This is a genomic window from Rahnella sp. BIGb0236 (assembly GCF_004364755.1).
GTDB lineage: Bacteria > Pseudomonadota > Gammaproteobacteria > Enterobacterales > Enterobacteriaceae > Rahnella > Rahnella victoriana.
This window is the reverse complement of sequence record NZ_SOAO01000003.1, coordinates 456,139-474,133: the sequence shown is the minus strand read 5'-3', so window position 1 is coordinate 474,133 and position 17,995 is coordinate 456,139. Positions and strand designations below refer to the sequence as shown.

General features: G+C 60.7%; 3 protein-coding genes. All 3 read right to left on the bottom strand.

The window, feature by feature from the left end:
- Window positions 1-2: 2 nt before the first annotated feature.
- Window positions 3-2,180: a type I secretion system permease/ATPase gene (locus tag EDF78_RS08990; protein WP_133822943.1), complete on the bottom strand. Its 2,178-nt coding sequence runs from the start codon at window positions 2,178-2,180 to the stop codon at window positions 3-5.
- Window positions 2,181-2,230: 50 nt separating this feature from the next.
- On the bottom strand, window positions 2,231-3,607 hold the full coding sequence (locus EDF78_RS08985) for a TolC family outer membrane protein (protein ID WP_119822559.1): 1,377 nt from the start codon (window positions 3,605-3,607) through the stop codon (window positions 2,231-2,233).
- Between the two features lie 76 nt (window positions 3,608-3,683).
- Window positions 3,684-17,714 carry an Ig-like domain-containing protein gene (locus tag EDF78_RS08980; RefSeq protein ID WP_166654449.1) on the bottom strand — a complete coding sequence of 4,677 codons (14,031 nt, stop codon included), beginning with the start codon at window positions 17,712-17,714 and terminating at the stop codon, window positions 3,684-3,686.
- Window positions 17,715-17,995: the final 281 nt, after the last annotated feature.

The window sequence follows — 17,995 nt, the reverse complement described above, 5'->3', positions numbered from 1 at the left end:
GCTCAGGCTGCGCCTTGTTTTTTATCGTCCACCACGGCTGGCGCCGGTGCGGGCGTGTTACTGGCCGCTTTGGCGAGGATCTGATCCCGTGGCCCGTCAGCCACCACCCGCCCGTTATCCATCACCACAATTCTGTCCACCAGTTTGAGCAGCGCCGGACGGTGCGTCACCACGATCAGCGTGCGCCCCACCAGCCAGCCGTGTAACTGGCGGATGACGTAATCTTCCAGTTGTTCATCCATGGAGGCAGTCGGTTCATCCATCAGCACCACCTGCGGATTACGCAGGATCATGCGGCTAAGCATCACCATCTGCCGCTGGCCGCCGGACAACCCGCGCCCGCCTTCATTGATGATTTTATCGAGGCTCGAGGCATCCGCCTGCACCATCGACAGCGCACCGCTGATCCGCAGCGCCTGGATCATTTCCTGATCGGTGGCATGCGGATAACCCAGCATCAGGTTCTGACGCAGGGTGCCGAAAAACAGCCGTGAATCCTGCGACAGATAACCCAACTGGCGGCGGATATCGGCCGGTTCGACTTTGGTCATGTCGACGCCGTCGATCAGGATTTTCCCCTGTGACGGACTGGCCTGGCCGGACAGCAATTTCAGCAGGGTGGATTTCCCCGCGCCGACTTTGCCGAGGATCGCCACCCGTTCGCCCGGTTTGATCTCCAGCTGGCCGATGCCTAACACGTTCGGCGCGTTTTCTTTGTCGTAGGTGTATTGCAGATTGCGCACGTTGAAATGACCGCTGAGCGTCGGGCAATGCGACAGCTCGGCATCCGCCGGGCGATCGACAGGTTTTTTCAGCAATTCATCCAGCCCGCGCATGGCGCTTTTGGCGTGCTGCCAGCGGGAAAAGACCATCGTCAGCTGCATCAGCGGCGCGATGGTGCGTGATGACAACATGCTGCTGGCGACCAGCGTCCCGGTGGTGATATCGCCGCTCAGCACCAGATACACCCCGAACACCAGCATCCCGCCATAAGTCAGTTGCTGCACGGTAGAGGCCCAGCCGGTCAGGCGTGCGCCCCACACACGTTGCTTCATGCCCACTGCCGCGCTCACCTCGTGGGTCTGCTCCCACTGACGCTGAAAATAGGCTTCCGCCTGCAATGCCTTGATGTCTTCGATGCCTTCGATGGTTTCAACCAGCACGGCGTTGCGCAGCGCACTTTCACGCATACCTTCTTTCGCCAGTTTGGCCATCGGCCACTGGATCAGAATGCCGGGGATGACAATCAGCGGGATCGCCAGCAGCGGAATGATCACCAGCGGGCCGCCGATGAAAAACATGATGCCGAGGAACAGGAACACAAACGGCATGTCTGCCGCCGCGCTGATGGTCGTTGAGGTCAGCAGTTCGCGCACCTGATCGATTTCGCGCAGCTGAGAAATAAAGGAACCGGTGGATTTGGGACGGTCGTCGTTTTTGATGTTCATCGCCCGCACGAAAAACAGCGAGGAGACTTTCAGGTCGACTTTTTTGCCCATTAAATCGGACACCAGCGTGCGCATCAGACGGATGACATACTCCATGCCTGCCGCCAGCACCACGCCGAAAAACAGCACCCACAATGTCGGGTAAGACTGCGCCGGGATCACGCGGTCATACACCTGCATCGAGAACAAAATCCCGGCCAGCGCCAGCACGTTACCGAGAATGGACGCCAGCGAGATCTCGGCAATTTTGCGTCCGGAGCCACGAAAATTCTCCCAGAACCAGTGCTTTTTATGCGGCTGAACAAACTGGTCGATACGCTGATCGCGCCCGCGCGGCGCCACGCCCACCAGAAAGACCGGCCCGTTGCTTTGCTCCAGCAGCACCACCAGTTCGGCGGAACGCAGTAAATCGCCGCCGTCGCTCAGCCAGTAATCCACCGTGCCGTCGTCGTGCAGATTTTCCAGTACCGCAATGCCGCCCTGATCGAGGGTGATCACCGCAGGCAATACTTCCTGACGCCAGCGCACCTGATTCCAGCTGACCATACCGACCTGAAGTCCCATCAGACCGCTGAGCCGGTCGAGCTGACGCCGCAACGGCTGATGTTCAAACCAGCGCATTTGCTGGCGGAGAAAAAGCGGATCTGCTGGCTTACCGAATGTTTCGGCCACACGCCCCATGGCGCTTATCCAGACGTCGATCGACAAAGGTGTTGTTGCTTCATTACTCATTTCAACCTCGTTATCGAATGCTTCTGGGTTATTCCCGTCCTGCCCGTGCGTTACAGCGACGGGATGGTGTCACCTGTTTGTTTCTGGCGGTCGATGCCTAACATGTCGACCAGATTGTCGACCGCAGCGGCGTAACGCACCGTGGCGTCCCAGCCGTCATACAGCGCGCCGATGCGCGAGGTGTCGGCCTGAAAGACGTCCTGTTCGACGCTGAGTAAATCGTTCAGGCTGCGCTTGCTGAGTTTGTATTCGTCCTGATAGACGCTGCGGGTGTGCGTCGCGCTGCCAAACTGTTGCTCGCCAGCAAGCTGGCGCTGCTGCCCGCCGATCATGTCGGCATAGGCCGTTGAGGCTTTCTGGTTGATATCCAGCTTGGCTTTTTCCACTTCGGCCTGCGCCGCCTGCCGCTGGCCTTCTGCCGCGCGGACTCTGGCGCTGACCGCGCCGCCCTGATACACCGGCGCATCCACCGCCAGCTGAACCTGATCATCCCAGTAAGAACCGCCACCGCCGCTGTTTTCATAGCGCGTGCGTCCCGCCTGTACTTTCAGGGTCGGCCAGTGCTGGGCCTCGTTCTGATTCACTTCTTCGATCGCCGCCTGCTGTTTGGCCTGTGCGGCGCGAACCAGCGTGCTGCTTTCGTAAGGGATTTTGTCGAGGGTCACTTTCTGATCCAGCAGGCTTTGCGGCAGATCCGGCAGATTGTCGGAGACCACGCCGGTCAGCACCGTCAGTTGTGCCTGTGCGGAGCGTTGCTGCGCGCGGTATTGTTCGACGGTGGCTTTCATACCGGCAATGCGCGTTTCCGCCTGCAACACATCGGACTGAGAACTCAGCCCGGCGTCGGCGCGCAGTTTGGCGGTGTCACGCACCCGTTCAAGAGAGGCAATATTGTCACGCGCCGCCAGGCTCAGTGCCTGATAGCGTTTGACCGAGAGATAGGCCTGCATGGTGCTGAGCGCCACGTCGGTCATGGTGCTGTAAAGCGAATAGCGATAGGAGTCAGACAGGTATTCCTGCTGACTGATGCTGCCGCCGGTACGACCGAAGTCATACAGCAACTGGCTGAGCTGGACACCCGCCGAGGCGTTGTTGCTCAGGCTGCCCGCGGAGTCGGTCTGATGGGATTTTCCCGCCGTTCCCTGTAAGGAAATCTGCGGATACCACGCACTTTTGGCCTCATCAAGATTGCCTTTGCCGACGCGGATTTGCGCGGCGGCTTCGGAGATTTGCGGATTGCGCGCAAACGCCCGCAGGATGGCATCCTGTAACGTCAGGCTGGCACGCATTTCTTCCGTTGGCGCGGCCTGCCAGTTAAATTCCGGCTGTTTCACCGCAGCCATCACACCCGTATTCCCTGTTAACCCGGTCAGGCACAAGGTGCCCAATATGACGGTCAGTGACCGCATCACTCTCTTATTTTTCATTACCGACACCACTTAATTACGCCGATTGATTTTTTGGTACTGCGCCTCCCCCTTCGCAAGGGGAGGCGTACAGAAATTAACTCTGTTGTACGTGCAGACCGTGCTGCACCAGAACGTCTCCGAGAGTGTTTGAGGCATCCATGGATGCGTTGTGGTACACGTCAAACGTCAGGCCATCGACGGTGCGTTGTCCGGTTTCACTCCATGCGCCGTCAGTGCCGATGTGCAGATTCACCAGACTGCCCTCGCCGCCTTTGATGATCACTTCATCCGTCGGGTTATCCTTCACGCTCAGCGCCTCATGCAGATTCAGTGAGATGCTGTTGGTGCCGGAGTGACCCAAATCGAAGATGTCGATGTGTTCAACTTTCAGCCCGAGAACCGTCAGATCCAGATGCTGGTTGGTGCCCGCCAGCAGCAAGGTATCGACACCGGTACCGCCGTCGATTTGCGAGAAATCAAGCGTATGCACTGAGATGGTATCGTTGCCCGCGCCGCCGATAGCCACGCCGTCAGTTGCCGTCAGATCGAGGGTGACACCGCCAATGGAGAACGCCGTGTCCGCATGCGCGGTGGTGTCTGTCGTTGACGTCGTCGTGGTGCTGGTGGTTGATGAACCGGTGTCCGTCGTGGCCAGCGAATCGGTCAGCGTGCTGGTGGCGTGTGTCACTGAGGTATCAGTGGTTGTGCTGGTATCGGTGGTGTGAACCGCCGCCAGCGTATGGGTATCATCCACTGACAGCGACTGAACCTGCGGAGCAGGGTCCGCCGGTAAGGTAGAACCGACTGTCAGCCCGACGTGCGCATCGAATCCGTTACCCGCCGCATCCACCGCTTTCAGTTCAACTATCGCGCCGAGCAATGCGTTCAGTAAGCCCACCAGCCCGTAACTGCTCAGCAGGGCACTGGATAATTTCACGGTCCACGATCCATCCCCCTGCACGGTCCCGGCCAGCGTATTGCCCAGCAGAGTCACACTGACCTGACCGCCCTGTGCGATGTTGCGGCTGGTCCCGCTCAGGGTCAGACCCTGACCACCCAAAATGCCGCCTACTACACCGAGCGTCAGCCCGAGCAGTGGATTCAGCGCCACCAGCGGCAGAGCATGCGTCAGTACGCTCAGCGGGTTAGAGATAATCGCGGTGTTGCCCACAAGATCCGCAACCGAGACGGAAACCTGCGTTGAGCCATCCGCCAGCCCTTTCAGTTCTGCCGAGGTGAACGGCACACTCCACGCGCCGTTGGTGATGGTGCCGGTGTGTGTTACGCCACCAATACTGACCGACACCGTGCCGTTGAGCAGGTTGGAGGTACCGGTGATGTTGGTGTTGACCCCGGCCTCGGCGGCGTTGAGATACTGGTCTCCGCCAAACAGGGTATTGACCAGCAACGTTGGCAAGGTGTGGATCCCCACCGTCGCCGTGGCGTTACCGCTGACGGCGTGACCGGCGGCGTTAGTCACCGAGGCACCGACGTTCAGCGTTCCGTCCAGCAGGCCCGACAGAGTGAGCTGCGGGACCGCCACGCTGAAGGTACCGTCGGCTTTCACCAGCGCCGTCAGGGTATTGCCGCCCACGTTCAGGGTCACGGTCGATCCCTGCGCGTTGGTGGTGGTCCCGCTGATGGTTTGGGTCAGCAGCGCATCTGCCGCGTTCAGCAGGCCATCGCCAAACAGCGGGTTAAGCGTGATGGTTGGCAGCGACTGCGACACCACATTCAGCAGACCGGTGACAGAGGCCGGGTTACCGGATCCGTCCGTCAGGCTGGCGACCACCGACTGCGTGCCGTTAAGGATGGCGGAGAGATCGAGCGCCGGAACGGTGACACTGAAGATGCCGCCCGCGCCCACCGTCGCCAGGTAGTTTTTGCCATTCAGGGAAACCTGAACCTGAGTGCCCTGCGCCACGTTGGTGGCGACACCGCTGATGGTCTGTCCGGTCAGCAGGTCAACCACATTCAGCACGCCGTCGCCGAACAGCGGGTTAAGGACAATCGATGGCAGGTTGTGGATACCGACATTCAGCCCCACGGTATTGGACGCCGTGTTGCCCACCGCATCGGTCACCGAGGTGACGATGGTCAGATTGCCGTCCAGCAGCCCGGCCAGTTGCAGCGGTGTCAGCGACGCGGTGAATTTGCCGTCACTGCCTACGGCGGCCGTCAGATTAATCAGCCCCCCGCCGATGTTGATATTGACCGTTTCACCGACATGCCCGTTGGTGACTGTCCCGCTGATGGTTTGCGTCAGCAGGGCTTCAGCCGCGTTGAGGATGCCGTCTGCACCGAAAACAGGATCCAGCACAATTTTCGGTACCGCGTTGATGATCGAATTCAGCGTTCCGCTGGTGGTGCTGGTGTTACCGCCGCTGTCGGTCACGGAAACCCCGACGGTGAAGGTGCCGTCGCCGAGGGCTTTCAGGTCACCCGGTTGCAGGGTGATGCTGAACGCACCGCTGGCATCGGTTGCGCCGAGGAAGGTTTTCCCGCCCAGCGTCACCTGCACCTGCGTCCCGGTGGTCACGCCGCTGACCGTACCGCCAATCACCTGCGTGGTCAGCGCGTCAGCCGCATTCAGCAAGCCATCGCCCAGAACCGACGTGAGGTTAATGACCGGTTTGACCAGATCCAGCACCGCGTTCGCCACCGCACTGCCGACGTTGCCCGCCGCATCGGCGACCGTCACGCTGACCGCCGCAGTGGTACCACTCAGCAACCCAAGAACGGACGGCGGAACGGTGACCAGGAAATGCCCCGTCGCATCGACCACGCCGTTAATGGTTTGCGTGCCGACCTGCACGGCGATGGCGGTTCCCGCTGCCACGTTGGAGACCGTACCGCTGATGGTCTGATTCACCAGCAGATCGGCGATATTCAGCACGCCGTCGCCAAACACGGTGTTGAGCACCACCTGCGGCAGATTGTGGATGGCAATGCCCACCGGAACAGTGGTGGTGGAGGTGTTACCCGCCGGATCCGTCAGGGTGATCCCCAGATTCAGATTGCCGTCCAGCAACGCGCCCAAATCGCCCGGCTGGATCTGAAGGTCCCAGGTCCCCGCCGTCACGGTGGTGTTGTAGGTTTTACCGCCGAGGGTCACGGTCACCAGAGTGCCGTCAACCGCCGTCGCTACCCCGCCGATGGTTTGCGCCAGCAGCGATTCCGCCGCATTCAGCAGACCGTTGCCGCCAAACAGCGGATCCAGATCGCCCAGAACCGGAAGCGTTTTAATGACGTCCAGATTCAGCAAGGAGGCTTTCACGTTGCCTGCGGCATCGGTGAGGTTAATGTTGAGCACCTGCTGGCCTTCACCCAGCGCACCGAGTAACGCCGCCGGAATGTTCAGCGACCACGCGCCGTTCGCCCCGACAATCGCCGAAAGCGGCGTGCCGTTGATGACAGTCGAGACCACCGATCCCACGCCCGCGCCAATCGCCGTCCCGCTGATGGTTTGCGCCACCTGCGATTCCGCCAGATTGAGGAAGCCGTCCGTCAGCCCGAGACCGCTGGTCACATTCAGTGCCAGCAGTTTGTTGAAGAAGATATCCAGACCGGTGCTGACGCTGGTGGTGTTACCCGCCTGATCCGTCACGGTAGCTGCCAGAGTCAGGGTGCCGTCGTTAAGCAACAGCAACTGCGCTGGCGTCAGGTTGAGCGTCCATGCCCCGCCCGGCTGGATCACTGCCGTACCAATTGACGCACCGCCGAGAGTGACGTTGACGGTCTGACCGTCTGCCCCGCTGGAGGTACCGCCGACCAGTACGTTGGCCAGCGATTCCACCAGGTTAATGACGTTATTCCCGGCCACCACATCCAGCGCCAGTAACGGTGCGGCGGTATCAACGTTCACGGTATGCGGAACCGCCGTGCCCACGTTGCCTGCCGCGTCTGTCAGCGTCGCGGAGATCACGTTGGTCGCGCCGCTACCTTGTGGTAATGCCTGCAAATCGGCTGCCGGTACGCTGACGGACCAGGTGCCGCCTGCCTGTACGGTGCCGCTGTAGGTTTTGCCATTCAGGTTGACAACCACCACACGCCCCACGTCGCCGGCATCCGCCGTACCGGTAATCAGCTGCGCGGATTTCGACTCGGTGCTGTTGAGAACATCGTCGCCGGTAAAGGCATTGATCGTCACCGTTGGCAAGTTGGTATCCACCAGCACGCCTTGTGTGGCATTGGTTAATGGATCCAGTGTTGACGCGGTAACCGTCGTGGTGGTGCCATTGGTAAATTCAGTGGCAGCCACAGACACCGACCAGACGCCACCGGTGACCGTCGCCGTGTGCGCCACGCTGCCCACCGTCACGATAACCTCTGTGTTGTCCGGTACGTTCAGGGTTTTACCGGAAACGGTTATGTTCAACGGACTGCCATCCGCCACATTAATGATGTTGTCGCCGGTGACCGGATCGATACTGATGGAGAACGCTGGCGGTGTCAGGTTGACCGTGATTGGCGCTGAAGCCCCTGTTGCCGGGTTACCCGCCAGATCGCTCACCGTGACGCCGATCGTCTGCCCGGTGGTCAGCGTACCGAGTTCAGCCGGTGTCAGCGTCACACTCCATGAACCGTCACCCAGCACCGTAGCCTGATGGCTGATGCCGCCGACGGAAACCGTTACCTGCTGCCCCGCCTGCACGTTCACCGTGGTACCGGTGATGGTTTGCGTGCTCTGGCTTTCGGTATAGGTCAGGTCAAAACCGGCACCGGCGAAGGAGGTCACCGCCACCGTTGGCAAGAGCGTCACGGCAATGCCGACATCCGCCATGGCCGAACCGGTATTGCCGCCGCCGTCGGTGACGGTGACGGTGATTTCCTGCGGTCCCTGTGGCAGATCGGCGAGTTCGCCAGCCGTCAGAGGGGCTGACCAGTTACCGTTCGCATCCACCGTGACACCGGGGATCGTCAGACCGCCAATGGTCACCACCACGGTTTGATTTGCCCCCGTCAGCCCCGTCGTCCCGGTCAGGGTCTGCGTGACCCCGGCTTCGGTCGCGTTCAGGTAACCGTCGCCAAACGGCGTGTCGATGGTGACATCCGGCACGGTGAGATAGCTGGTGAATGGCAATGTCGCTGGCGTGGTGTTGCCTGCGGCATCCGTCACCGTCACGTTGATATCGTGCGTGCCACTGCCCAGAGAGTTCAGCACGCCCGCAGGCAGGCTGACCGCCCAGTCGCCCGTCGTCGGATCGACGGTCGCAGTATAAATGGTGCCGCCCACGTCGATGGTCAGTTTGACGTTCTGGTTGTCGCCGGTGATGCCGGTGTTACCGGTGATGACGTTCACACCCGCGGCTTCAGCGATATTCAGACTACCGTCAAGGAAAGGTTCATTGATAACAGGTACCGGGGCAGAAAGATGCGACGTGAAGGACAGGGTGGCATCGGTATGGTTGCCCACGCCATCGGTCGCCGTGACGGTAATCAGGTGTGCCGCCGTCGGGGTGCCAAGACTGGCCAGCTGCACAGGTGTCAGGTTGAGGCTCCAGTTGCCGGTAACCGGATCAACCGCGGCGGTAAACGGACTGCCGGTCATGCCTGCAATCGCCACGCTGACGGTTTGACCTGCGCCTGTCACGCCGGTGGACCCGGTAAGCGTCTGGCCGCCCACAGCCGTCGATTCGGCAATGTTCAGCGTGCCGTCACCAAACGGCAGATTGATGGTCGGGGCCGGCACGTTGTGGATTTGCACGTCAACCGATGCCGTCAGCGGCGAGGTGTTGCCCGCGCTGTCGGTGACAGTCACGACGACCGGCCAGGTGCCATCCTGCAAGCCCAGCAACTGCGCTGGCGACAGGGTGACACTCCAGGTTCCGGCAGCAGAATCCACATCCACCGGCACCGCGTTACCGTTAATCACCACCGTGACGGTCTGACCCGGCGAGGTGATACCGGTGGTACCGGTAATGCTGCCGCCCGCGGTCGCTTCATCGAGATTCAGGATGCCGTCACCGAACGGGATATTGATTCCCGCCACAGGCAGAACATGCGTCAGCGCCGTGAAATCGAGCGTACCCGCTTCACTGCTCGGGTTACCCGCACTGTCTGTCGCCGTCACCGAAATGGTGTGCGTGGCATCCGTCAGCCCCAGTAACACAGAAGAAGGCACCGTGGCGGTCCATACGCCATCCGCCCCGACGGTCGCGGTGACCGCCGTGCCATCTATCGTCACCGTCACGGTCTGGCCTGCGCCGACAATGCCGGTGGAGCCAGTGATCAGCTGGGTTGCGCCCGCTTCGGCGGCATTCAGCACACCATCAACAAACGGCGTATTAATGGTCGGTATGCCCGGTTGGGTCAGTGCCACATTGAGGCTGGCGCTGGAAGAAGCCGGGTTAAGCGCCGTATCCGTCGCCGAGACGCTGATCTGTATTGGCCCGTTGTCCAGCCCGCTGAGCAGACCCGGTGCCACGACGGCAGTCCAGCCTGTTCCGAGGGCATTTACGACACCGGAGATCGGATCCGCCAGTCCCGGAATGGTGACCAGCACGGCAGTGCCCGCCGCCAGCCCGCTGCTGGTGCCGTTCAGGGTAAACCCGGCGGCCGCTTCGGCAATGTTCAGCACGCCGTCACCGGCAATCAGACCGACCGTCAGGGTTGGCAGTGAATGCGTAGCCAGGGTGAAATTGCCCGAGCCGGTGACAATGTTGCCTGAGGTGTCAGTGACGCTGACGCCGAAGGTTTTGTTGCCATCGGTGGTGAGCGCCTGCACATCCGCGCCCGGAATGGTCAGTGACCAGACGCCCTGATCGCTGGCGGTGGTCAGATAATCCTTACCATTGAAGGTCACTTTGACCGTCAGGTTAGGATCGGTGGTCCCGCTTACCGGGACGCCCAGCGCGGCTTCGGCCAGATTGATGATGCCGTCACCGCCGGTATCCACGGTCACGGTCAGCAACGGCGGAATAGTATCCACGGTCACATCGTGCGTACTGGTGGCGACGTTTTGCGCCACGTCATCCGCAGTGGCCGTAAAGGTGTTGTTCCCGGACGGCATCGCCTGAACCTGCGCGGCGGTCATCGGGAAGCTCCAGCTGCCGTTGGCCTGCACGGTGGCCGTATAGGTCGCCGTGTAGTTTTCGCCGGTAATGACCACCGTCACCGTGCCACCCACAGGAATATGCGTGGAGGTGCCGCTCACGGTCATGCCCTGATTGTGTTCGGTGATATTGATGTAATCATCGCCGGAAATGGCGTTGATGGTCAGGGTCGGCAGGTCGCCCGGCTGGGCGATCACGGTGGCGTTATGCGACGCTGACGCCGGGTTACCGGCCAGATCAGCTGAAGTCGCTGTTACGGTAATCGGCCCGTCGGACAAGGTCGCCAGATCCGCCAGCGGCACGGTCGCCGTCCATTCGCCATTCGCACCGACGAGGGCATTGTAGTTTTTGCCGTTAAAGCTCACCACCACCGTCTGTCCGGCTTCGAGATTGGTGGATGTCCCGGTGATCGGGATATCCGCACCTTTTTCTACCGCATTGATGTAATCATCACCCGACACCGCTGTGATGGTCAGCGTTGGCAAGTCAGCCGATGCCGCATCTACGGTGAAAGTATGATCGCCGGTGGTGGTGTTACCGGCGGCATCAGTGATGGTCGCGGAGAGTGTGTAAGTGGTATCTGCCAGCGCCTGCACCACAGAACTTGGCAGCGTGAAGCTCCAGGTTCCGTCCGGCTGGACGATCGCCGTGTAGGTCACATTGTTGAAGCTCAGCACCACAGAAACCGTTTGTCCTGCATCCGGGATATCTGATGTGCCGCTGATCACCACCGGCTGCAAGGTTTCCGCCGCATTAATAATGTCGTCCGTCGCCACCGGATCAAAGCTCAGCGTTGGCAGCGTGTAATCCACGGTGATGGCGCTGTTGGCCGTACCCGCATTACCCGCGCTATCGGTAGCCGTGACCACAATGTTTTGCGGACCTTCGGTGATTAACTGCAAATCCGCCGCACTGATATTCACCGTCCAGATACCGGCCGCATCGACAGTCGCCGCATGATCCACACCGCCGATATTCACAACGACGGACTGACCTGCGCCCGTGACGCCAGTGGTCCCGGTGAGCGTCTGGTCGGTGTCTGCTTCGCGCTGATTAAGGAAAGTATCGCCGAACGGGGTATCGATGGTCGGCACCGGCACGTTCTGCGTCACCACTCCGATACTGACCGGTGGCAGCGTGGTGGTGTTGCCTGCCGCATCGGTCAGTTCAGCGGTCAGCGGATAACTGCCGTCGGCCAGACCGTCGAGGGTGTTCGCCGGAATAGTGGTGCTCCAGCTGCCGTTTGCCTGCACCTCTGCGGTATAGGTCTGGCCGTTGAAGGTCAGTGTCACGATCTGCCCGGCATCGGCCGGATCGCCGTTCCCGCTCAGGGTGATCGGCGCGCCAGCTTCAGCGGCGTTAATCACGTTATCCGTCGCCACGAGATCCAGCGACAGCGCTGGCGGCGTGAAGTCCACGTCTACCGAACCCGGCAGCGTGCCGGTGTTGCCAGCGGCGTCGGTCACCGCCACCGTAATCGTGTTGGTACCTTCACCGAGACCCTGCAAATCTGCTGCAGGAATAGTGACTGTCCAGCTTCCGTCGGTCGCCACGGTGCCGGTGTAAGGCGTGCCGTCAATGGTGACCGTCACCGTCTGGCCGTCGCCGGTCAGCCCGGTTTTCCCGGTCAGGGTCTGATCGGTCGCGGCTTCCGCGCTGCTCAGCAAGCCATCGCCAAAAGGCGTATTCAGCGTCGGTTGCGGCAAGGTGGTGTAAATGCCCAGATCCTGCGTGGTGGTGACCTCTCCCTGATCGGTGGTCACGGTGGTCACAATCACGTGGCTGGTGCCGTCCGCCAGATTCGCGACATCCCCCGACGGAACATTGACCGTCCAGTTGCCGTCAGCATCGGTCTGTGTGGTGTACGTCACGGTGCCCAGTTTGACGGTAACGTCAGTGCCTTCCGGCACATTGGCGGTTTTACCGCTGATATCAAAACCGGTACCCGCCTCGGTGGCGTCGATTTTGTTATCGCCGGTGATCGGGTCGATGGTCACACCGCCCAGCGCGCTGTTCACGGTGAAGTCTTCACTGTTAACAGCAGGGTTACCGGCTTTATCCGCGACAGAAACCTCAATGGTTGCCTGGCCGTTTTGCAGCGTCTGCAAGGTCCCCGCCGGAATGCTGACGCTCCATGCGCCGCTGGCCTGCACTGTGGCTTCATACTCAATGCCGCCGACAGTCACGATGACCAGTTGCCCGGCTTCCACATTGGTCGTCGTGCCGCTGACGGTTTGCGGGTTGGTGCGCTCTGCGCCATCCAGCGTGCCGTCTCCGGCAAAGAGATCAATGTCGATGGTCGGCAGGAATGCCGGATCCGCTGTCACGGTCACCGGTGCGGTGGCGGTGCCCGCGTTACCGGCGGCGTCGGTGACGGTCGCGGTCAGGGTATAGGTGCCGTTGGCGACGTTCGCCAGCGCATCCGCAGGAATGTTCACCGTCCAGCCGCCGCCTGCTGCCACGGTGCCGGTATAAGTGTGTCCGCCAATGCTGATAGTGACGGTATCCCCCGCCTCACCCGCCCCCGCCGTACCACTGACCGGAATAACCGCTCCGGCGTCGGCGGCATTGATGGTGCCGTCGCCCGCCACCGGCGTGGTGATGGTGACAACGGGCGCGACAGTATCGATGGTCACCGGCGCACTGATATTGCTGGTGTTGCCTGCCGCGTCAGTGACCGCAACCTTTACAGCGCCAGGTCCCTGCGGGAGGGTCTGCAAATCCGCGGCCGGGACGGTGGCGCTCCAGTTCCCGCTGGCATCCACTGTCGCAGGGTAACCTTTACCGCCGATGGTAACGGTGACAGTTTGTCCGTCGCCGCTGACGCCGGTGCTGCCGGTCAGGGTCTGACCCGCCGCCGCTTCACTGGCATTAAGCTGGGTATCGCCAAACGGCGTATTAAGCGTGGCCGCCGGTACGGAATGAATGATCACGCCGAAGTCGCTGCTGCCGGACACCGGATTGCCTGCCGCATCGGTCGCGCTGACTTTCACGGTGTTATTGCCGTCATTGAGCAGTGCCAGATCGGCGGCCGGGATTTGTGCGCTCCAGGCACCGCCGACGCCAACCGTTGCCGTGTAGGTTTTGCCGTTCAGCGTGATGGTCACCACGCCGTTAACCGGCACGTTGCTGGATGTGCCGCTGAGGGTAATACCCGCCGCCGCTTCACCGGCATTAAGCTGGTTATCACCCGCCACCGGATTGACCGACAGGCCACTGAGCAGGTTGTTGACGGTCAGGGTTTCGCTGCCGGTCGCCACATTCCCGGCTTTATCCGCCACGGACACGCTGATTTGTGTGGTGCCGTTGGCAAGAAGCGCCAGATCCGCCGCCGGTACGCTGACGCTCCAGCTACCGCTTGGCTGAACCACCGCCGTGTAAGAGTGACCGTTGAGCAGGATCAGCACCGTCTGACCGGCTTCCACATGCGACGTCGTTCCGCTGAGTTGCTGTGCGGTTTTTTGCTCCGCGCCATCCAGCACGTTGTTGCCCGCAAAGGTATTGACGCTGATGGTCGGGCTGTTAGCCGCATCCGCCGCCACCTGCACGCTGGAATTGACCGTGGTGCTGTTACCGGCGGCATCAGACAGCTGAACTTTCACCGGATAGCTGCCGTCTGCCACGCCGTTAAACGCGGCAGCCGGGACGGAAACGCTCCACTGGCCGTTGGGTTGCACAATGCCGGTATAGGTTTCGCCGTTGAGGGTGACGGTGACGGTACGTCCTTGCTCAGAAATCGAGGCCGTACCGGTGATCGCCACACCGTCCGCCGCTTCTGCGCCGTTGATGTAACCGTCGCCGGAGACCGGATTGACGGTCAGCGTCGGTGCGGTGAAATCTGCGCTCGCATTGCCGCTCACGCTGGCAGTGTTACCTGCGCCGTCGGTGGCATTGACGGTGATCGGCACATTGCCCGCCGGTAAAGCCTGCAAATCGGCCGCCGGCACTTTCACTGTCCAGTTGCCATTTTCGGCAACGGTGGCGTTATAGGTGTGACCACCCAGCGTCACGGTGACCGTCTGACCATCGCCAGTTTTGCCGGTGGTGCCGCTGAGGGTCTGTCCGGCGTCGGCTTCTGTCGCATTGAGCAGGCCATCGCCAAACGGGGTATTGAGGGTTGGCATCGGCGCGACGTTATCCACACCGACGGAGACGCTGTTATTGAGCGTCGTACCGTCGAGCGCCTGAACGCTGGCGGAAAGTTGCAGGCCAGCGGGATCCGTTCCCAGAGATTGTAAATCGGCGGATGACAGTGCCAGAGACCATTTGCCGTTTGGCTGCACCAGGGCAAGGCGGATCAGTGAACCGAACGTCACGGTCACCAGCGCAAACGGCGCGACGCCGAGCGTGGTCCCGGTGATCAAAATACCGTCATTGGTTTCGGTGACGTTGATGACGTTGTCGCCGGTCACCGGATCAATCGCGATGCCATTGTCAGAGGTATCCACCGTGAAGGTATCGTTGCCGGTCGCCGGATTACCGGCTTTATCAGACACGCTGACATTGATGGTTTTGGTGCCGTCGGTCAGCGCGACCATATCGGCTGCCGGAATGATCACACTCCAGTTACCGCTGGCCTGCACCGTGGCTTCATAGGTATTGCCGTTGAGCGTAATGGTGACAATCTGACCCGCTTCGACGCGGGTCGTGGTCCCGGTCAGCACCTGCGCCGTCTGCACTTCTGCGCCATCCACGGCGTTATCACCGCCAAACGCATTCACCGTAATAACCGGCTGAACCGTGGCATCCGCGACAACGTGCAGCGGGCTGGTGCTGGTGGTGCTGTTACCCGCCGCATCCGTCAACGTGGCGCTGACGGTGAAATGACCGTTCAGACCGGTCAGGGTGCCTGCCGGGATCTGCGTGCTCCATGCGCCGTTATCGCCGACCACGGCGGTAAAGGTATTGTCATCAATGGTGATGGTGACCGTTTTGCCCGCGTCAGCCACTGAGGCGGTGCCGGACAGGGTCAGTGCGCCCGCTGCTTCAGCCAGACTGATTTGCCCGTCGCCCGCCAGCGGATTGATCACCAGTGTTGGCGCGACGGTATCGACGGATACGTTGGTGGTCAGCGAGTTGTGGTTACCGGCAGAATCGGTGACGTTCACCACCACAGAATTCTGGCCCTGCGGCAGGGTTGATACCGCCGAGGCTGGCAGCGTGACGGTGTAAGTGCCGTTTGGCAAAACCGTGCCGGTGTAGGTGTGGCCGTCGATCACCACGCTGACGGTCTGACCCGCGCCTTTCAGCCCGGTGTTACCGGTCAGGGTCTGGTTAGATCCCGCCTCGGTATTGTTGAGCACCCCATCGCCGCCAAACGGTGGCGTCAGGGTGACGTCGCCCGGATGCGTAGCCACATTGACGCTGGCGTTGACACTGACGCCCGCCATGCTGACTTTGACGGTGGTCGCGCCATCGGCCAGCGCCTGCAAATCAGCCGCCGGGACGTTGATGCTCCAGGAACCGTTTGCCGTGGTGGTGCCGGTATAGGTTTTGCCGTTCAGCGTCACCGTCACGACGGTGCCAGTTGGGACGTTCGAGGCAATCCCGCTGATGGCCAGCGGTGACTGCGCTTCGGTCTGGTTAAGCTGGCCGTCACCGGAAATCGGGTTCACCACAATCCCGGCGAGGGACGCATTGACGGTCACATTTTCGTTGGTGGTGGCGGTATGCCCCGCGGTGTCTTTCACGGTCGCGTTGATGGTCAGCGTACCGTTTTCCAGCCCGAGCAGATCGGCGGCAGGCACGGAGACACTCCATTTGCCATTGGCCAGTACCGTCGCGGTATAGGTTTTGCCATTCAGCGTGATGGTGACAACCTGACCGGCGGTGACATGGGTCGTCGAGCCGCTGATGGTCTGATTCACCTGACGTTCCGCGCCATCGAGCACGTTGTCTCCGGCAAAGGCGTTCAGGGTGATGGTCGGCGTGGTACTGACCACCGAGGTATTAACCGTCAGATCATGGGTTACCGTGGTGCTGTTACCGGCAGAATCGGTCAGCGCGACACGGATGTCATACTCGCCGTTCGCCAGCGCCGCGACGCGGTTGGCCGGAACAGTGACCGACCACGCGCCATTGCTGCCGACGGTCGCGGTGTAATTCACGCCGTTCAGGGTGACGGTGATCGTGCGCCCGGCTTCTGACGCGGAGGCAGTACCGGAGACAACCAGCGGCTGGTTGTGTTCGGCAGCGTTGATAATATTGTCGCCGGAAACGGCGTTGACGTTGATGACCGGCGGTGTGGTGTCGACCACCACGGTGACGCTTTTGCTGATACTGGCGCCCGCACTGTTGGTCACTTTCACGGTCACTACGTAAGTGCCGTCCGCCAGTCCCTGCAATTCACCGGCGGTCAGCGGTAAATTCCACGCCCCGCCACTGCCAATTTTTGTGGTGTAGGTTTTGCCGTTGATGGTCAGGGTGATCGTGTCACCCGCAGCGACATTAGTCGCCAGACCGGAGAAAGTTTGGGTGCTGCGCACTTCCGTGGCGTTCAGGCGGTTATCACCGGCGAACGCGCCGAGCGTCAGGGTCGGGGTATCGCCGCCCTCGTTGCCGCCGTTATTGCCGCCATTGTCGCTGCTGCTGCCACCACCGCCCCCGCCGCCACCTGCGGCAATCGCAATACCCGCACCCAGCGCGATAACGCCCAGCACGGCACCTAAGACCGCGGGATCAAAATTGGAAGAATCAATAACCAGCGCGCCCACGCCCGGAATGGTTTCATAGGCGGGAACAATCGGTACCGCAGCCGCAGTGGCCCCGGTATCGACAAAAGCGGCGTGCTCAATCGGATGCACGCCGTCATCGAAAATCAGTTCACTGTGATGGCCTTTGCCATCGGTGTCGAAGAAGCTGTGGTAGCGGACCGTGCGGCCATCCTTCATGTGGATGACCAGATCATTGCCGACACGCTCGTAGCTGGTGACGGCATCACGCGTGGCATGCACGCGTACGATACTGATTTGATTGAGGGTGACGTCCTGGCTGGAATTTGAAACCTGAGAGATTACCGCACCGTTTGTACGAGAAAGAACATCTGTCACTACGCTACCGTTCTGAGCCATGTTGTACCCCTGTAACACCAGTTGTTGCCCACACGTGCAAAGAACCGCTGTGCCGGTTATCGGGGCAGAGCAGTTCCACATGTATGAAGACCATTAAGAAAAATGGGTATACTTCCAACTGGTGTTTGGGACGTCATAGACTACAAAACAAACAAAATACAGCGTCGTTAATGCATTTATGTCTTTTTTTAGGATGCGTAAAAAACATCATTTCGGTAATTTTTTGTCCGAAACTCCATAAGTTATATGCATGATTTGGCTTAAGTGCCATAAAAAAAGAT